At 54.1% G+C, this 17,280-nt stretch carries 11 protein-coding genes; 1 reads left to right on the top strand and 10 read right to left on the bottom strand.

All coding sequences use genetic code 11. The features are described 5' to 3' along the window. Window positions 1-31: 31 nt before the first annotated feature. From pyrG to rlmD, 4 genes are all read right to left on the bottom strand, one after another. Entirely contained in the window at window positions 32-1,669 is a 1,638-nt protein-coding gene (pyrG, locus tag DES54_RS13170) for a glutamine hydrolyzing CTP synthase (protein ID WP_113868106.1), read from the bottom strand. A 226-nt stretch (window positions 1,670-1,895) separates the two neighbouring features. Then, window positions 1,896-2,693 carry a nucleoside triphosphate pyrophosphohydrolase gene (gene mazG, locus DES54_RS13165; protein ID WP_113868161.1) on the bottom strand — a complete coding sequence of 266 codons (798 nt, stop codon included), beginning with the start codon at window positions 2,691-2,693 and terminating at the stop codon, window positions 1,896-1,898. A gap of 12 nt (window positions 2,694-2,705) precedes the next feature. Further along, on the bottom strand, window positions 2,706-4,937 hold the full coding sequence (relA, locus tag DES54_RS13160) for a GTP diphosphokinase (protein ID WP_113868104.1): 2,232 nt from the start codon (window positions 4,935-4,937) through the stop codon (window positions 2,706-2,708). 14 nt (window positions 4,938-4,951) lie between these two features. Next, on the bottom strand, window positions 4,952-6,313 hold the full coding sequence (rlmD, locus tag DES54_RS13155; protein ID WP_113868102.1) for a 23S rRNA (uracil(1939)-C(5))-methyltransferase RlmD: 1,362 nt from the start codon (window positions 6,311-6,313) through the stop codon (window positions 4,952-4,954). 134 nt (window positions 6,314-6,447) lie between these two features. Here rlmD and barA point away from each other — a divergent pair, with 134 nt between their 5' ends. Beyond that, window positions 6,448-9,237 carry a two-component sensor histidine kinase BarA gene (gene barA, locus DES54_RS13150; RefSeq protein ID WP_113868100.1) on the top strand — a complete coding sequence of 930 codons (2,790 nt, stop codon included), beginning with the start codon at window positions 6,448-6,450 and terminating at the stop codon, window positions 9,235-9,237. Between the two features lie 59 nt (window positions 9,238-9,296). On the opposite strand, the gene DES54_RS13145 is transcribed toward barA, so the two are convergent. The 6 genes from DES54_RS13145 to DES54_RS13120 form a co-directional block, all read right to left on the bottom strand. Next, window positions 9,297-10,520, bottom strand: a complete 1,224-nt coding sequence (locus DES54_RS13145; RefSeq protein ID WP_113868159.1) for a glycerate kinase — start codon at window positions 10,518-10,520, stop codon at window positions 9,297-9,299. A gap of 151 nt (window positions 10,521-10,671) precedes the next feature. Then, window positions 10,672-11,562, bottom strand: a complete 891-nt coding sequence (gene garR / locus DES54_RS13140) for a 2-hydroxy-3-oxopropionate reductase (protein ID WP_113868098.1) — start codon at window positions 11,560-11,562, stop codon at window positions 10,672-10,674. Between the two features lie 56 nt (window positions 11,563-11,618). Next, on the bottom strand, window positions 11,619-12,389 hold the full coding sequence (gene garL / locus DES54_RS13135) for a 2-dehydro-3-deoxyglucarate aldolase (RefSeq protein WP_113868096.1): 771 nt from the start codon (window positions 12,387-12,389) through the stop codon (window positions 11,619-11,621). Between the two features lie 71 nt (window positions 12,390-12,460). After that, window positions 12,461-13,801, bottom strand: a complete 1,341-nt coding sequence (gene gudD / locus DES54_RS13130; protein ID WP_113868094.1) for a glucarate dehydratase — start codon at window positions 13,799-13,801, stop codon at window positions 12,461-12,463. Between the two features lie 39 nt (window positions 13,802-13,840). Further along, the gene (locus DES54_RS13125) at window positions 13,841-15,184 is read right to left on the bottom strand and encodes an enolase C-terminal domain-like protein (RefSeq protein ID WP_113868092.1); all 1,344 of its coding nucleotides are present in this window, start codon (window positions 15,182-15,184) and stop codon (window positions 13,841-13,843) included. Window positions 15,185-15,561: 377 nt separating this feature from the next. After that, window positions 15,562-16,914, bottom strand: a complete 1,353-nt coding sequence (locus DES54_RS13120; protein ID WP_113868090.1) for an MFS transporter — start codon at window positions 16,912-16,914, stop codon at window positions 15,562-15,564. Between the last annotated feature and the right edge of the window lie 366 nt (window positions 16,915-17,280).

The following is a 17,280-nucleotide window of genomic DNA, read 5'->3' as shown; positions in this document are numbered from 1 at the left end:
ATCCTGAGATCGCGCGTTGCTGACAAAATCCTTACTTCATCTGACGCTTTTGATACGCGCCAGCGGCTTTGACAAAGCCGTCAAACAAGGGGTGTCCATCACGCGGCGTTGATGTGAATTCCGGGTGGAACTGACAGGCAACGAACCAGGGATGATCCGGCAACTCGATGATTTCCACCAGTCGTCGGTCAGCGGAAAGACCAGCAACCCGTAATCCCGCCGCTTCAATCGGTTTCAACAACATGTTGTTGACTTCATAACGGTGGCGGTGACGTTCAATGATCGTCTGCTCGCCGTAAAGCTGACGAACCAGGCTGCCTTCAGTCAGGTGACATTGCTGTCCGCCGACGCGCATGGTTCCTCCCAGATCGCTCGCTTCATCACGTACTTCAATGTTGCCGTTTTCATCGCGCCATTCCGTGATCAACGCCACCACCGGGTATTTACAGTCTGGCATAAACTCTGTTGAGTTTGCCTGATCCATGCCGGCAACGTTACGGGCAAATTCCATTAATGCGACCTGCATCCCCAGACAAATGCCCAGATAAGGGACATTATTTTCGCGGGCATAGCGCGCCGTCATGATTTTGCCTTCGACGCCGCGGTAGCCGAAACCGCCGGGGATCAGGATAGCGTCCAAATCTTTCAGCACTTCCACGCCGCGTGTTTCCACATCCTGCGAGTCGATGAGCTTGATATTCACCGTCAGACGATTTTTCAGACCACCGTGCTTCAACGCTTCGATTACCGATTTGTAAGCATCCGGCAGGGCGACATATTTGCCTACCATCCCGATGGTCACTTCGCCGCCCGGGTTCGCTTCTTCGTAAACCACTTGCTCCCATTCTGACAAGTCGGCTTCGGGACAGTTCAAGCTGAATCGTTTACAAATATAATCGTCCAGGCCCTGAGATTTCAATAGCGACGGGATTTTATAAATAGAATCAATGTCTTTAAGGGAGATGACTGCTTTTTCCGGCACATTACAGAATAAAGCAATCTTTGCACGCTCATTAGCGGGTACGGTGCGATCGGAACGGCAAATCAGCACATCCGGCTGAATACCGATGGAAAGCAGTTCTTTTACCGAGTGCTGAGTCGGTTTGGTTTTCACTTCTCCCGCCGCCGCCAGATAAGGCACCAACGTCAAATGCATGAACAACGTATGCTCGCGACCGACTTCCACCGCCATTTGCCGAATCGCTTCAAGGAACGGCAGCGATTCGATATCCCCTACCGTTCCGCCGATTTCGACCAGCACCACGTCATGACCTTCGCCGCCTTCCAGAATGCGTTCTTTGATGGCATTGGTGATATGGGGAATAACCTGGATGGTGGCGCCCAGATAGTCGCCGCGGCGCTCTTTGCGCAACACGTCGGAGTAGATCCGGCCAGTGGTGAAGTTATTGCGGCGCGACATCTTGGTGCGAATGAAACGTTCGTAGTGACCCAGGTCAAGATCGGTTTCGGCGCCGTCTTCGGTGACAAACACTTCGCCGTGTTGCGTCGGGCTCATCGTGCCCGGATCCACGTTGATATACGGGTCCAGTTTCATGATGGTAACGTTGAGGCCACGGGCTTCAAGAATAGCCGCTAGAGAGGCTGCGGCAATGCCTTTACCCAGAGAGGAAACGACCCCGCCGGTCACAAAAATATAATTAGTTGTCATGCTGAACCTGAGAGTTTAGGTTTAAGGACGATGGAAGAACCAAGACGGGAAAGTAGTATACCGGAACCTGTTGAACGCCACAAATGTTCGTTTTACTCATCGTGGCGATCCCAACCCTCAGGTTGCGGGGGGGCAACCCCGCAAGTTAAAGTTGGATAACTTATTAAAAATCATTCGACTATCAAAGAAAGAATGAAAAAATATCACTTTTACGAAAAAAACCCGATCAATGCGTATTTTCCTGCACTTTTACTTTTTGCCACGCGGCTTCCATTTCTTCCAGCGACGCCTGTTCCAGTGTTTTGCCGGATGCGTTAACTATCTGTTCTACCTGACGAAAGCGCCGGATGAATTTGCGGTTAGCCGCCTGCAATGCGCGCTCGGCCTTATGCCCCAGATGACGAGAAAGATTGACTGTAGCGAACAATAAATCGCCAATCTCTTCACCCAGTTTCTCTTCATCGACAACGGCTTGCCGCGCTTCATGCATGACTTCTTCGATCTCTTCATACACTTTGTCGACCACCGGCCCCAGACTGTTCCAATCGAACCCCACTGACGCACAACGCTGCTGAATTTTTTGTGCTTTCATCAAGGCGGGTAAAGCATCGGGAATATCGTCCAACGGGGAATGACGATCTTTTTCCGCACGCTCTTGCGCTTTGGTCTGCTCCCAATTCGCCAGCACCGCCTCGCTGTCAGCGAGAACGGCATCGGCGAAAATATGCGGATGGCGACGTTCCAGTTTGTCGCTGATGGCATCGCAAACATCGGAAAAATCGAACAATCCTTGTTCCTGCGCCATCTGCGCGTAAAACACCACCTGAAAAAGCAGATCGCCCAGTTCACCACGCAGATCATCAAAATCTTTACGGCTGATGGCATCCAGCACTTCGTAAGTTTCTTCCAGCGTGTAAGGTGTGATGGTGTCAAAGGTCTGTTTGCGATCCCACGGACAACCCTGCTCAGGATCTCGCAGGGTTTTCATAATGGAAAGCAGGCGTTCAATAGCAGATACCGTCATCGTCTTCTCCACTCATCCTCCTTGCTGGCGGCGGGCATCAATCACGTCCAGCAGTTGGTTGAGTTTGGCTAATACCCGGCCCAGCACCTGCAAGTTGTAGATCTCGATATCCATGTCGATGGTCGCCAGTTGCTGTTTAGTATCGCTGCGGCTTGCCACGCCCAGCACATTGACTTTCTCATTCGCCAGAATGGTGGTGATATCACGCAGCAGGCCGCTGCGATCATTGGCTATCACCCTCACCACCAGCGAATAGCCGCTTGAGTAGCTTTCGCCCCACACCGCATCCACAATACGCTCCGGCGCGTTGCCGCGCAGATCATCCAGTTGTTCGCAGTCAGCGCGGTGAATGGAAATTCCCCGCCCGCGGGTAATGAATCCGACAATCTCGTCACCCGGTATCGGCTGACAGCAGCGGGCAATGTGATGCATCAGATTGCCTACGCCCTCAACCACCACGCGGCCATTGTCTTTACTGCGTGTCGTCGGCTGCTGGGATTTTTGCGTCAGTTGGCGCAACGCTTCGCGATCCTGCTCTTCGGCGCTGGGCTGGTTAAGCTGCGATTGCAGGAAGTTAATCAGTTGGTTGAGGCGCACGTCGCCGCCGCCAATCCCCGCCAACAGATCATCCAGCGAGTTCACGTTATAACGCGGCAACAACAGCTTTTCCGCCGCCTTAAGGCTAATTCCCAGATGCTCAAGCTCACTGTCCAGGATCTGCCGGCCAGCCAGTATGTTCTTATCGCGATCCTGCTTGCGGAACCAGTTATGAATTTTCGAGCGCCCACGGCTGGTGGTGATATATCCCAGGTTCGGATTCAACCAGTCGCGGCTTGGATTCGGCTGCTTCTGCGTGATCACTTCGATCTGATCGCCCATCTGCAACTGATAGGTAAAGGGTACGATGCGCCCGCCGATTTTCGCGCCGATGCAGCGATGGCCGATATCGCTGTGAATATGGTAGGCGAAATCCAGCGGCGTTGATCCGGCGGGCAGATCCACGACATCGCCTTTTGGCGTGAACACATACACACGATCGTCAAACACCTGACTACGGACTTCATCCAGCACTTCATCGGAATCCGCCATCTCTTCCTGCCACGCAATCAGCTTGCGCAGCCAGGCGATACGGCCTTCGTAGCCGGAGCGTCCGCCGACCACCGTGCCTTCTTTGTATTTCCAGTGAGCGGCGACCCCCAGTTCGGCGTCTTCATGCATTTGCCGGGTACGGATCTGGATCTCCAGCGTTTTTCCGCCCGGCCCCAACACCACGGTATGAATGGACTGATAACCGTTCGGTTTCGGGTTGGCGACATAGTCGTCAAACTCATCCGGCAGATGACGGTAATGGGTATGCACAATGCCCAACGCACCGTAGCAATCCTGCAAGCGTTCCACCACGATGCGCACCGCGCGCACATCGAACAGTTCGTCGAACGACAGGGATTTTTTCTGCATCTTGCGCCAGATGCTGTAGATGTGCTTCGGACGGCCATAGATTTCCGCCTGTACGCCTTCTTCTTTCATCGCATTGCGCAGCGTTTTAACGAAATCATCAATGTACTGCTCGCGATCGATACGGCGTTCGTGCAGCAACGTGGCGATACGTTTGTACTCATCGGGATGCAGATAGCGGAAACAGAAATCCTCCAGTTCCCACTTAAGTTGACCAATCCCCAGCCGGTTGGCCAACGGCGCATAGATATTGGTGCACTCTTTAGCCGCCAGCACCCGTTCTTCTTCGGGCGCATCCTTCAGTTCACGCAGGTGTGCGATTCGTTCAGCCAGCTTAATGACCACACAGCGGAAATCCTCCACCATCGCCAGCAACATCCGACGAATGTTATCCACCTGTTCAGAAGCAACCGAATCATGCTGCGTCGCCTTCAGTTGGCGGATTGCATCCATATCGCGCACACCGTGCACCAGTTCTACGATATTTTTACCAAATCTTTCCTGTAGCGTGGCTTCATCCACCACATTGGCATCGGCCAGGGGGAACAACATGGCAGCACGCATGCTGTCATTGTCCATACTCAGCGTGGAAAGAATTTCCACCATTTCGATACCGCGCCATAGCAACAGCAAAGCATCGGGATGATCTTGCGTGTGCTGTTCACAGTAGCGCCAGGTTTCGGCTAAACGTTCACATGACTGTTGACTGGCAATACCCAGCGAAGCAATCCAGGCGTCAGGTACGAATTCACCAGCCGTGTTCAAATGCGCACTTCTTACCGCAACCATAATTTCTCCCTACTTTACCGACTGCCAGAACCGTGCAAAAACAGTGCCATCGACTCAAGGTGTCCGGTATGTGGAAACATATCCAGCATCGCGACATTCGCCAGCCGATAACCGGCGGCGAGCAATATTTTACTGTCACGCGCCAGCGTCGTGGGGTTACAGGAAACGTAAACCACACGTTGCGGCGCAAGCCTGACAATTTGCGTCATGACGCCTGCGGCGCCGGCGCGTGCCGGATCAAGTAATATTTTATCAAAACCCTGGGCTGCCCAGGGTTGCTGAGTGACATCATCGTCAAGATTTTGGTGAAAAAATGTGACATTGCCCAACGCGTTGCGGCAGGCGTTCTCGCGTCCCTTCTCCACCAGCGCCATCACGCCTTCCACGCCTACGACGCAGGCCGCCCGCTGAGCCAGCGGGAGCGTGAAATTGCCCATGCCGCAGAATAAGTCCAATATTCTATCCTGTGGCCGTACATCCAGCCAGGCCAGCGCTTGCGCGACCATCTGCTGGTTCACCGCATCATTGACCTGAATAAAATCCCGCGGGCTGAAGGTCAGTTCCATGCCGGCAATCTGATACACCGGGGGTTCTCCGGCCAGACACACCAGCGATTGCGCATCGGGCGCCAGATAAACCGCCACAGCCTGTCGCTGCGCGAAATCACGCAGCGCCTGCATGTCGGCGTGACTCAACGGATCAAGGTGGCGCAACACCACCAGCGGCCCGTTATCCGCCAGAACCAGTTCGACATGCCCCAATCGCTTAGCCGCTTGCAGGCGGCCCAGACAGTCACGCAGCGGCAGCAACAGGCTTTCCAGTTCCTGGCGTAAGATCGGACAGACGTTGATGTCCACCAGTTCGTGAGAACCAGACTGCCGATACCCCATAATCAGCCGTTGCTGTTTTCCCTGAGACTGCTTGCCTTGATACTGTTTTCCTTGAAAATAGTATAACGCAAGCCGGGTTCGCCGCCGGTAGGCATAAGCGGGGCCGGCGATCGTCGTCACCGGCAGTGAAGCCTCATCCATGTCATGGGACATCATGCGCCGCAACGCCGACGCTTTACTGCGCTGTTGCAATGCGATATCGGCATGTTGTTGCTGACAACCGCCACAGGTAGTGAAATGCGGACAACGCGGTTGAACGCGTTCAGCGCTGGGCGACAGAAGGCGTATCAGTTTAGCATGAGCGAACTGGCGCTTTTCTTCGGTTAGCTGGATTTCCGCCCGCTCTCCCGGCAAGACACCCGTCACAAAAATAGTTTTGCCCTGATGCCGCGCCACCCCTTGCCCAAAAGGGTCGAGGGAGTCCACCGTCACGGTAAGCATTTGCCGGGTCGTCACGCGCCGGTTTGGAGAGTAGAATTGCGCCATAGTTTACAATCGTTTTTTCAGTACCATAATTTTACACTTTATATACCCGATTGATTGCAAGTTGCAGGCGCGATACATCTGCAATTTGCAAAATAACGGGTAAGCCGGGCTTAATTCTCCCACATTGGAACCTCATGACCAAATACAGTCTGCGCGCGCGTATGTTAATCATGATTCTGGCACCGACATTAATCATCGGGCTGCTGCTAAGTGCCTTTTTCGTCATACAGCGCTATAACCAACTCCAGGCTCAACTGGCCGAGATCGGCACCACCATCATTGAACCGCTGGCCATCACCAGCGCCTATGCCATTACGCAGAAACAACAGAAAACCATCCAGCCGCTGATTAATACCATCCACCGGAGTCATTCCGCCACGATTCGAACCATCAGCGTGTTTAATGAAAAAAACCAACTGCTGGCCAGCACCAACATTCGTCACAATAATTTATTGATGTCGTCGATAAATGACGTCCCCTTCTATCATGGTCTGCACCAACATCCGTCTGACAATTTTCTGATCCTGCACATGCCCATCATCGCCGATAGTGAAATTACTACCGGGGATATCACACCGCCCCTCCACGATATGATTAAGCCACTCGGCTATATCGTCATCGAACTGGACATAACGGCGCTCAAGCTCCAGCAATATCAGGAGATTTTCGTTGCCGTTCTTCTGCTGCTGCTTTGTCTGGCGATTGCGGTGCTGTTTGCCTACCACCTGATGCGGGACGTAACCACACCGATCCGCAATATGGTTGAAACAGTCGATCGTATCCGGCGCGGACAACTGGACAGCCGGGTGGAAGGCCATATGCTGGGCGAACTCGATATGCTGAAAAACGGCATCAACTCCATGGCGATGTCATTGACCGCCTACCATGAGGAAATGCAGCAGAATATCGATCAGGCGACATCTGATCTGCGTGAGACGCTGGAACAGATGGAGATCCAGAATGTGGAACTGGATATCGCTAAAAAACGCGCTCAGGAAGCGGCGCGTATTAAATCCGAATTTCTGGCCAACATGTCGCATGAACTCAGAACACCGCTGAACGGGGTGATCGGCTTTACCCGCCAGACATTGAAAACGCCGCTGAACAGCACGCAAACCGATTATCTGCGCACCATTGAACGCTCCGCCAACAACCTGCTGAACATCATCAACGATGTGCTGGATTTCTCGAAACTGGAAGCGGGCAAACTGGCGCTGGAGCATATTCCGTTTTCGCTGCACGACACGCTCGATGAGGTAGTGGTGCTGTTGGCGCATACCGCTCACGAAAAAGGTCTGGAACTGACGCTGGATATTCAGAACGATATCCCGGAACAGTTTATCGGCGATCCATTGCGCATTCAGCAAATCATCACCAACCTGCTGGGCAACGCCATTAAATTCACCGAACAGGGCAACATTGATATCCGGGTGGAGAAACGCCGACAGGAACACAACGAAGTCCATTTGGAAATTCAAATCCGCGACACCGGGATCGGTATTGCCAAAACACAGCAGGCGCAGCTGTTTCAGGCTTTCCGTCAGGCCGACACCAGCATTTCCCGACGTCATGGCGGTACGGGGCTTGGTCTGGTGATTACCCAACGGCTGGTAAAAGAGATGGGCGGCGATATCAGTTTCCAGAGCCAGATGAATCAGGGATCGGCTTTCTGGTTCCATATCAGTTTGCCGCTGGACCCGCATGCGACGCCAGCCAAGCCGGTTTACCGCCTATTGCACGGCAAACATCTGGCTTATGTGGAAGGTAACCCGTCGGCGGCGCAGGCCACGCTGAACATTCTTGGTCAGACGCCGTTGACGGTCAGCTACAGCCCGACGCTGGAACAGCTTCCCGAAGAGGCATTCGATATTATGTTGCTCGGCATTCCGGTGCATTACCGCAACAACCTGATGGACTATACGCCGAAGTTGCGCGATGTCTGCCGCCGTGCGCCCTGTGTCATTCTGGCCCTGCCCAGCCTGGCGCAAATGGACGCGGAGCAACTCAAACGCTTTGGCGTTCACGCCTGCCTGAGCAAACCTATCTCGGCGACGCGTTTATTGCCGCTGCTGCAAGACAGTTCCCTGTTCCAATCGTCACTGCTATCGGAAAATACGTTGCCGGTTGAAGACCAGACGGCGCATACTCTCCGGCTGCCGCTGAGCGTGATGGCGGTGGATGACAATCCGGCCAACCTGAAATTGATCGGCGCCTTGTTGGAAGAGCAGGTCGAACAAATTATTCTCTGCGAAAACGGCGCCGACGCCATCGAGCAGGCTAAACGCCAGAAAATCGACATCATCCTCATGGATATTCAGATGCCGGAAATGGACGGTATCCGCACCAGCGAACTGATCCGCCAGTTGCCCAACCATATAGAAACTCCGATCGTCGCCGTTACCGCGCACACCCTGGATGACGACCGCGAACATCTGCTGCAAGCGGGGATGGATGATTATCTGGCCAAGCCGATCGACGAACGGATGCTGAGAAATGTACTGATCCGGTATTCGCATCTTGAAGAGACGATGCCGCCGCTTGATGAACATGATGAGAGCCAATTATCGCTGGACTGGACGCTGGCGCAGCGTCAGGCCGCCAATAAACCCCAGTTGGCGCATGATCTTTTGCAGATGCTGCTGGATTTTCTGCCGGAAGTGCGTTGCAGAGTTGAAGACGTGTTAAATAATCAGCCTGACGACAACATCGTTGATTTAATTCATAAACTACACGGCAGTTGCAGTTATAGCGGCGTTCCGCGCCTGAAAAGCATTTGCTGCTATCTGGAACAGCAATTACGGCAAGGCGTTGACGCCAGTGAGTTGGAACCGGAGTGGCTGGAACTGCTGGATGAAATAGAAAACGTCATTGAAGCGGCGAATTTACATTTTCAGCATGTCTCTGCACGTGAGCAAGCGCTTTAGGCAAAGCGCTTGCCGCTTATCCTGACGCACTTTATCCTGATGAACTTTATCCTGATGGACTATGTTAAACCTTTCGACAACTTGATGACGGCGGCAATATTACGCGCGGTCATCCGTACATTGTCCGCGGCATTATCCAATGCTTCCTCCAGCGAACAGATGTTGTACAGCACGCTGAAAACGGCATCCAGACCGTGCTCATGCACGACTCCCACATCCGCCGTCAGGCTGCCGGCAATGCCGATCACTGGTTTATCGTAACGTTTAGCCACCCGTGCCACACCAATCGGCACCTTGCCGTGGATCGTCTGGCTATCGATCCGGCCTTCGCCGGTAATGACCAGCGAAGCGTCTCTGACCAGTTCATCCAGCCCCAGGGCCTCGGTCACGATCTCAATGCCCTGCCGTAATTCGGCGCCGCAGAAGGCCTGCAACGCCGCGCCCATGCCGCCGGCCGCGCCAGCGCCAGGCACCTGTTCAACGTCCATATCCAGATCACGGCGTATCACCGCGGCATAATGTTTAAGGGCGCCGTCAAGTTGTTCGATTATCTCAGCCGTCGCGCCTTTCTGCGGACCAAATATCGCCGAGGCCCCCTGTTTGCCGGTCAGCGGATTGGTGACATCGCAGGCCACTTCAAAGCGACAATCGTTAATACGCGGGTCCAGTTCATGAATATCTATACTCGCCAGTTCATTAAGCGCGCCGCCGCCATAGCCAATCTGGTTACCGCTATCATCGAGCAGCCTGGCGCCCAGCGCCTGCGCCATTCCCGAACCGCCGTCATTGGTGGCACTGCCGCCAATGCCGATGATGCCGATGATGCCGATGATGCCGATGATGCCGATGATGCCGATGATGCCGATGATGCCGATGATGCCGATGATGCCGATGATGCAATGTTTCACGCCATGCTCCAATGCACAACGAATCAGTTCTCCCGTTCCGTAGCTGGTAGTCAGCAATGGGTTGCGCTGCTGCGCGGGTACGCGCTCCAACCCGCTGGCCGCCGCCATCTCGATAAACGCCGTTTTCTCATCACCCGACAGGCCGAAAAACGCGTCGATCCTGTCCCCTAGCGGCCCCGTCACCTTTACCTGTACAATCTTGCCGTGTGTGGCCGCGACCATCGCCTCCACCGTCCCCTCGCCCCCATCGGCGACCGGCAGTTTGATGTAGCTGGCATCGGGAAAGATGTCACGAAATCCCTTTTCGATCTGAGTGGCCACTTCGTGTGCGGACAAGCTCTCTTTATAAGAATCCGGTGCGATAACTATTTTCATAAACCATCCGATATCAAAAACCATCCGATTTCATAAACGTTCCGATTGCATCAATAATCTGCGCGCTCCTGAATCGGCGCTTATCAGAATGATTATCCTCAGCCAGACAAGTGCCGACGGCGCGCTTGTCTGGCTGGGAGCTCGTCACGATTTAGCGTGATACTTCCACTTTAGCCAATTTTTCATAGTAGCAGGCCAACGCACTGTGATCGGCGCTACCCAAATCATCCGCCTTCAATGCCTGCATCATCTCCATCACCGTGGCAGTCAGCGGTAGTTGCGCCCCCACGCCGTGTGACGTATCCAGCGCATTAGCCAGATCCTTGATGTGCAAATCGATACGGAAACCCGGCTTGAAGTTGCGATCCAACACCATCGGCGCTTTGGCGTCCAGCACGGTGCTGCCCGCCAGACCACCGCGGATCGCCAGATAAACCAGTTCCGGGTTGACGCCGGCTTTGGTCGCCAGCACCAGCGCCTCCGACATCGCCGCGATGTTCAACGCCACAATCACCTGATTCACCAGTTTGGTCACGTTGCCCGCGCCGATATCGCCGGTGTGCACCACGGAACCGGCCATCGATTTCAGGATGTCGAAACAACGGTCGAACTGTGCTTTATCGCCGCCGACCATGACCGACAAGGTGCCATCAATCGCTTTGGGTTCGCCGCCGCTGACCGGCGCATCCAACATCGCGATCTCTTTTTCCGCCAGCACGCTGGCTATCTCCCGGCTGGCAAGCGGCGCGATCGAACTCATGTCCACCACAATGCTGCCGGCGCGCGCGCCTTCGATAACGCCATTTTCCCCCAGCACTACCTCTTTGACATGAGGAGAGTTAGGCAACATGGTGATGATCACTTCACATTGTTCCGCCACCTGCCTCGGTGTTTGCGCGGCCAGTGCGCCCGCGGCGACAACCTCAGCGACAGCCTGCTGATTTCTGTCCATCACGACTAATGAGTAACCTGCTTGCAGCAAATTTTTACTCATCGGTTTTCCCATGATACCCAGTCCAATAAAACCAATTTTCATCGCTATAACCTCATTGTCTGATGTATTGATTACTGCCGGTGTGCGCTTAACGCACAGCGGAATTACGCTTTAAATTTGTCGCGCAACGCCTGTGTCGCGCCACGGAACACTCCCAGATCGCTGCCGACCGCCACGAAGGTCGCGCCCCATTCCAGATACCGGCGAGCATCGGCTTCCGCCGGGGCCAAAATACCGCAAGGCTTGTGGTGCGCCGCGGCGCGTTCAAAGATATGACGGATAACCCGCTGAACTTCAGGATGGTTCGGCTGCCCCAGATACCCCAGCGCGGCGGACAGATCGCCCGGCCCGACAAAAATGCCGTCAACGCCGTCCACGGCGGCGATCGCATCCAGATTGTCCACGCCTTGCTGACTTTCAATCTGCACCATGACGGTAATGTGTTGGTTAATGGTCGCGAAGTAATCAGGCTCGGTGCCGTAGCCATTGCTACGATGCGCCACCGATACCCCGCGGATGCCGACAGGCGGATAGCGGGTTGACGCCACCGCGCGAACGGCTTCCTCCTCGGATTCCACAAACGGGATCAAAAAGTTATTGAAACCGATATCCAGCAAACGCTTGATGATGACCGGTTCGTTACACGGCGGCCGAACCACCGGCGCGCTGCGGCTGCCTTGCAACGCCATCAATTGCGGAATAAACGTCATGACATCGTTAGGCGCGTGTTCGCCATCCAGCACCAGCCAGTCAAAACCCGCCAGCCCCAGCACTTCGGTGGTTATCGGATTCCCCAACGCGCACCAGCAGCCGATCAAGGTTTTTCCCTGCCGTATATCCTGACGAAAACGGTTAGGTAACAACGGAGTCTTCATTTTTTATCCTCATTCATTCCGGCGCCGCCCCGGTTGAGGCGACGACATAAAACAGCCAATAAAACCAATGGTTAACGAACCAGACACGGGCGTTTGTGATCAAACGTCCAACCTGGGATCAGATACTGCATGCCCATGGCTTCGTTACGCGCCCCCAGCCCCATGTTTTTATACAGTTCATGCGCCTTCATCACCTGCGCCATATCCAACTCGATGCCCAGGCCGGGTTTCTTCGGTACTTCCACCATGCCGCCCACGATCTGCAACGGCGTTTTGGTCAGGCGCTGATTGCCTTCCTGCCATATCCAATGCGTATCAATCGCCGTGATTTTGCCCGGCGCCGCCGCCGCGACATGGGTGAACATCGCCAGAGAGACATCAAAGTGGTTATTGGAGTGCGAGCCCCAGGTCAGGCCCCATTCGTGACACATCTGCGCCACACGGACCGAACCTTGCATCGTCCAGAAATGCGGGTCCGCCAACGGAATATCGACCGATTGCAGCGAAATGGTGTGCCCCATCTGCCGCCAGTCGGTGGCGATCATGTTGGTGGCGGTCGGCAGGCCGGTGGCGCGCCGGAATTCCGCCATCACTTCACGCCCGGAGAACCCCTGCTCCGCGCCGCAGGGATCTTCCGCATACGCCAATACGCCGCGCAACTGTTTGCCAAGCCGGATCGCTTCTTCCAGCGACCAGGCGCCATTCGGGTCTAGCGTGATGCGCGCCTGTGGGAAACGTTTTGCCAGTGCGGTCACCGCTTCGGCCTCTTCACTGCCCGCCAGTACGCCGCCCTTCAGTTTGAAATCATTGAAACCGTATTTTTCATAAGCCGCCTCCGCCAGACGCACAATGCTTTGCGGCGTCAAGGCCTCTTCATGGCGCAGCCGATACCAGTCGCATTTTTCATCCGGCTGACTCTGGTACGGGAGATCGGTTTTGTTGCGATCGCCGACGTAGAACAGGTAACCCAGCATTTCCACCGCATCGCGTTGTTGACCATCGCCCAGCAGCGACGCGACGCTCACATTAAGGAACTGCCCCAGCAGATCGAGCATCGCCGCCTCAATACCGGTGACGACATGGTTCGTGGTGCGCAGATCGAATGTCTGTAAGCCGCGCCCGGCCGCGTCGCGGTCGGCGAACTGAGCGCGAACCCTGGACATCACATTCTTATATTCCCCCAGCGTCTTACCCACCACCAGTTCGCTGGCTTCTTCCAGCGTCTGGCGTATTTTCTCGCCGCCCGGAATTTCACCCACGCCCGTATTTCCGGCGTTATCCTTGATGATCACGATATTACGGGTGAAGTAAGGCGCGTGCGCGCCGCTGAGGTTCAGCAACATGCTGTCATACCCGGCAACGGGGATAACCTGCATGCCGGTAATCACCGGTGTGGCACTTTGCAACGTCATATTTTTATCCTTTTTATCATTTAGCGGGGTCGCGTAGGGTTAGCGACCAAATACCGGACGTTTGCGATCAAACGTCCAACCGGGGATCAGGTATTGCATCGCCGCCGCGTCGTTACGCGCGCCGCTTGGCAATTTTTTATGGCGTTCATGCGCCTTCATCACCTGATCCATATCCAACTCAATACCGAGCCCCGGACGATCCGGCACCCGGATTGTGCCATTGACGATTTGCAGCGGTTCTTTGGTCAGATGCTGGCCTTCCTGCCAAATCCAGTGGGTGTCGATCGCCGTGGGATTGCCTGGCGCGGCGGCCCCCACATGCGTAAACATGGCCAGCGAAACATCAAAGTGGTTATTGGAGTGACATCCCCAGGTGAGGCCCCATTCATCGCACATCTGCGCTACGCGCACGGCGCCGTGCATCGTCCAGAAATGCGGATCGGCCAGCGGGATATCCACGGCCTGCAACATGACGGCATGGTTCATTTCACGCCAGTTGGTGGCGATCATATTGGTGGCGACCGGCAGACCGGTGGCGCGGCGGAATTCCGCCATCACTTCCCGACCGGAAAAGCCCTGTTCAGCGCCACAGGGATCTTCGGCGTAAGTCAGAACGCCTTGCATGTCTTTACACAGACGAATGGCTTCATCGAGTAGCCAGGCGCCGTTCGGATCGACCGTGATACGCGCATCCGGGAAACGTTGTTTAAGCGCCTTGACGGTGTCGATTTCCTGCTCGCCCGGCAACACGCCGCCTTTCAGTTTGAAATCTTTAAACCCATAGCGATCGGCCGTCGCTTCGGCCAGGCGGACCACCGCCTCGCTATTCATCGCTGGCTGATGACGCAGGCGATACCACTCATGCTTGCCCAGTTCACCGCTCAGATAAGGCAAATCGGTTTTTGTGCGGTCGCCGATATAGAACAGGTAGCCCAGCACCGTCACCTCATCACGCTGTTTACCCGGCCCCAGCAGTTCAGCCACCGGCACGCCCATAAACTGCCCCAGCAGGTCGAGCAAGGCAGCCTCCAGCGCGGCCACGGCATTCACCCGTAATTCGAACGTCCAGGCGCCTTTACCAAAGGAATCGAAATCCGAGGACTGGTTGCCCTTATGCACGTCATGCACCAGACGGTTCATACAGGCAATTTGCTGACCTTTCACGCGTGGAATCGCTTCTGCCAGCGTGTGGTAAATCACTTCGCCGCCGGGCGCTTCGCCGACCCCGGTATGGCCGGCGTTATCGGTCAGGATGACGATATTACGGGTAAAATAAGCGCCATGCGCGCCGCCGATATTTAATAACATGCTGTCATAACCGGCGACGGGAATAACTTTCATATCGGTGATGATGGGGGTATCCGAAACGTTATTGCTGCCCATTACACTCTCCTGGAATTAAACCGGTGAATAACGCTCATCCTGATGTTGAATAAGTGAGGATCGGCTGATAAAGAAAAACCAGAGAGTGGCGTTATTAAAAAGGCTCATTGATCAAATCATTAATAAAACAACACCATCATTACTTTGCTCTGTCGGCCTCGATTAAAATTATAAGTTTTCTTATTTCACAACTCATTGGGCAATAGCTCAGTATTCAACCGGAAAAATCAGATTAAATATGTCATCGGCACAACTCGATGGGATGTATTTCACGAAATATCCTATCCCGAAAAAACCGGTCGTCAGGGCTAAAATAAACACTGTGCCGCGCTATGGGAAAATAGCGCGGCGTTTAAAATATCAGGCAAATACCCGTGTTATTGACGGAAGGGTTTTAGTTCAATGCGCTTGATTTCACCCACAATAAACAGGTAGCTGATGATGGCGACCAGAGCATGAATACCGACATACACCAGACCGCCGTTGAACGATCCCGTCATACCGATGATGTAACCAATGGCGATTGGCGTCACGATACCGGAAGCGTTGCCGCAGGTATTAAACAAGCCGCCGCTTAACCCACTGATTTCTTTAGGTGCGGTATCCGCCATCACCGCCCAACCCAGGGCGCCGATGCCTTTGCCGAAGAAAGCGGCCGACATGACCGCGATAACCACCCATTCGGTTTCAACATAGTTACAAATCACCATCGACATCGAGAGGAACATCCCCAGCACGATGGGGGTTTTACGGGCAAAAGTCAGTGAATTGGTGCGGCGCATCAGGTAATCGGAAATCACGCCGCCCAGCACGCCGCCCACGAAACCGCAGATAGCGGGTACCGACGCCACAAACCCGGCCTTGAGGATCGACATACCGCGCGCCTGAACCAGATAAAGCGGAAACCAGGTGATAAAGAAATACGTCAGCGCATTAATGCAATATTGCCCGATGTAAACGCCAATCATCATGCGGGATTGCAGCAATTGCTTGACTTGATACCATTTTTCGCCTTTAACCGTTTCTTTCTTCACCCCTTTGGCATCCATATTGATCAGCGCGCCGCCCGCTTCAATATAATCAAGCTCCGCCTGATTGACGCTTGGGTGATCTTTCGGATCGTGGATCACTTTCAACCACAGAATACTGATGATGATCCCCAGCCCGCCCATAAACCAGAACACATGCGCCCAGCCGACCGCATGCGTCAGCCAGCCCATAATCGGCGCAAAAATAACTGTGGCGAAATACTGTGCGGAGTTAAAAATGGAGACCGCCGTACCACGTTCCTGCGCGGGGAACCAGGCGGCGACAATACGACTGTTGCCGGGGAACGAAGGAGACTCACACAACCCGACCATAAAGCGCAGGAAGAACAACGCAATAACGATGGATGCGGTGGTGGGGAACAGATCGACGAACCCTTGCAAGAGGGTGAATAACGACCAGGTAAAAATACTCCAGAAGTAAACACGTTTGGAACCGAAGCGGTCAAGCAGCCAGCCGCCAGGGATCTGCCCAATAACATATGCCCATGAGAAGGCGGAGAAAATGAATCCCATGCCCACGGCGTCCAGTCCGATTTCCTGGGACATCGCCGAACCGGCAATGGAAAGTGTGGCACGATCGCCATAGTTAAATGACGTGACGATAAACAACATCACGACAATCCAGTAGCGGGCGTTGGTTCTCTTTTGTATAGCGCCAGCCGCTGAGCTTGCTGTATTCATGATGAACTCCTGCTTCGATCGCGGTTCGCTCATTCATTCCGACTAACGGATAACGTAGGTAGGGTTATCAGAATGAAGATCAGTGGAAAGTAAATTGCCATTTTTATTTTTTGCGAATAGCCAGGCTATATAGCCTCAGCGTAATTAGCTGATATTTTCACTCGCCGGATAATTATAATTTTTACTCACGTCTTGCTCACTAAATAGCTGTTCCAAATAGTAGATCACTTTGAGGGAACTCAGTCCGAGTTGAGCGATCTGATCAATCGCTAAAAATCACAAATCACCAACCGGACTGAGCGATGCCGATCATAGCACCAATACCCCGTACCGAACGACGTCGGATGCAGAAAACCATCCATAAAA

Origin of the sequence: Brenneria salicis ATCC 15712 = DSM 30166 (assembly GCF_003315515.1) — a bacterium.
Taxonomy (GTDB): domain Bacteria; phylum Pseudomonadota; class Gammaproteobacteria; order Enterobacterales; family Enterobacteriaceae; genus Brenneria; species Brenneria salicis.
The sequence above is the reverse complement of the archived record's forward strand: the minus strand, read 5'-3'. Positions and strand labels throughout refer to the sequence as shown.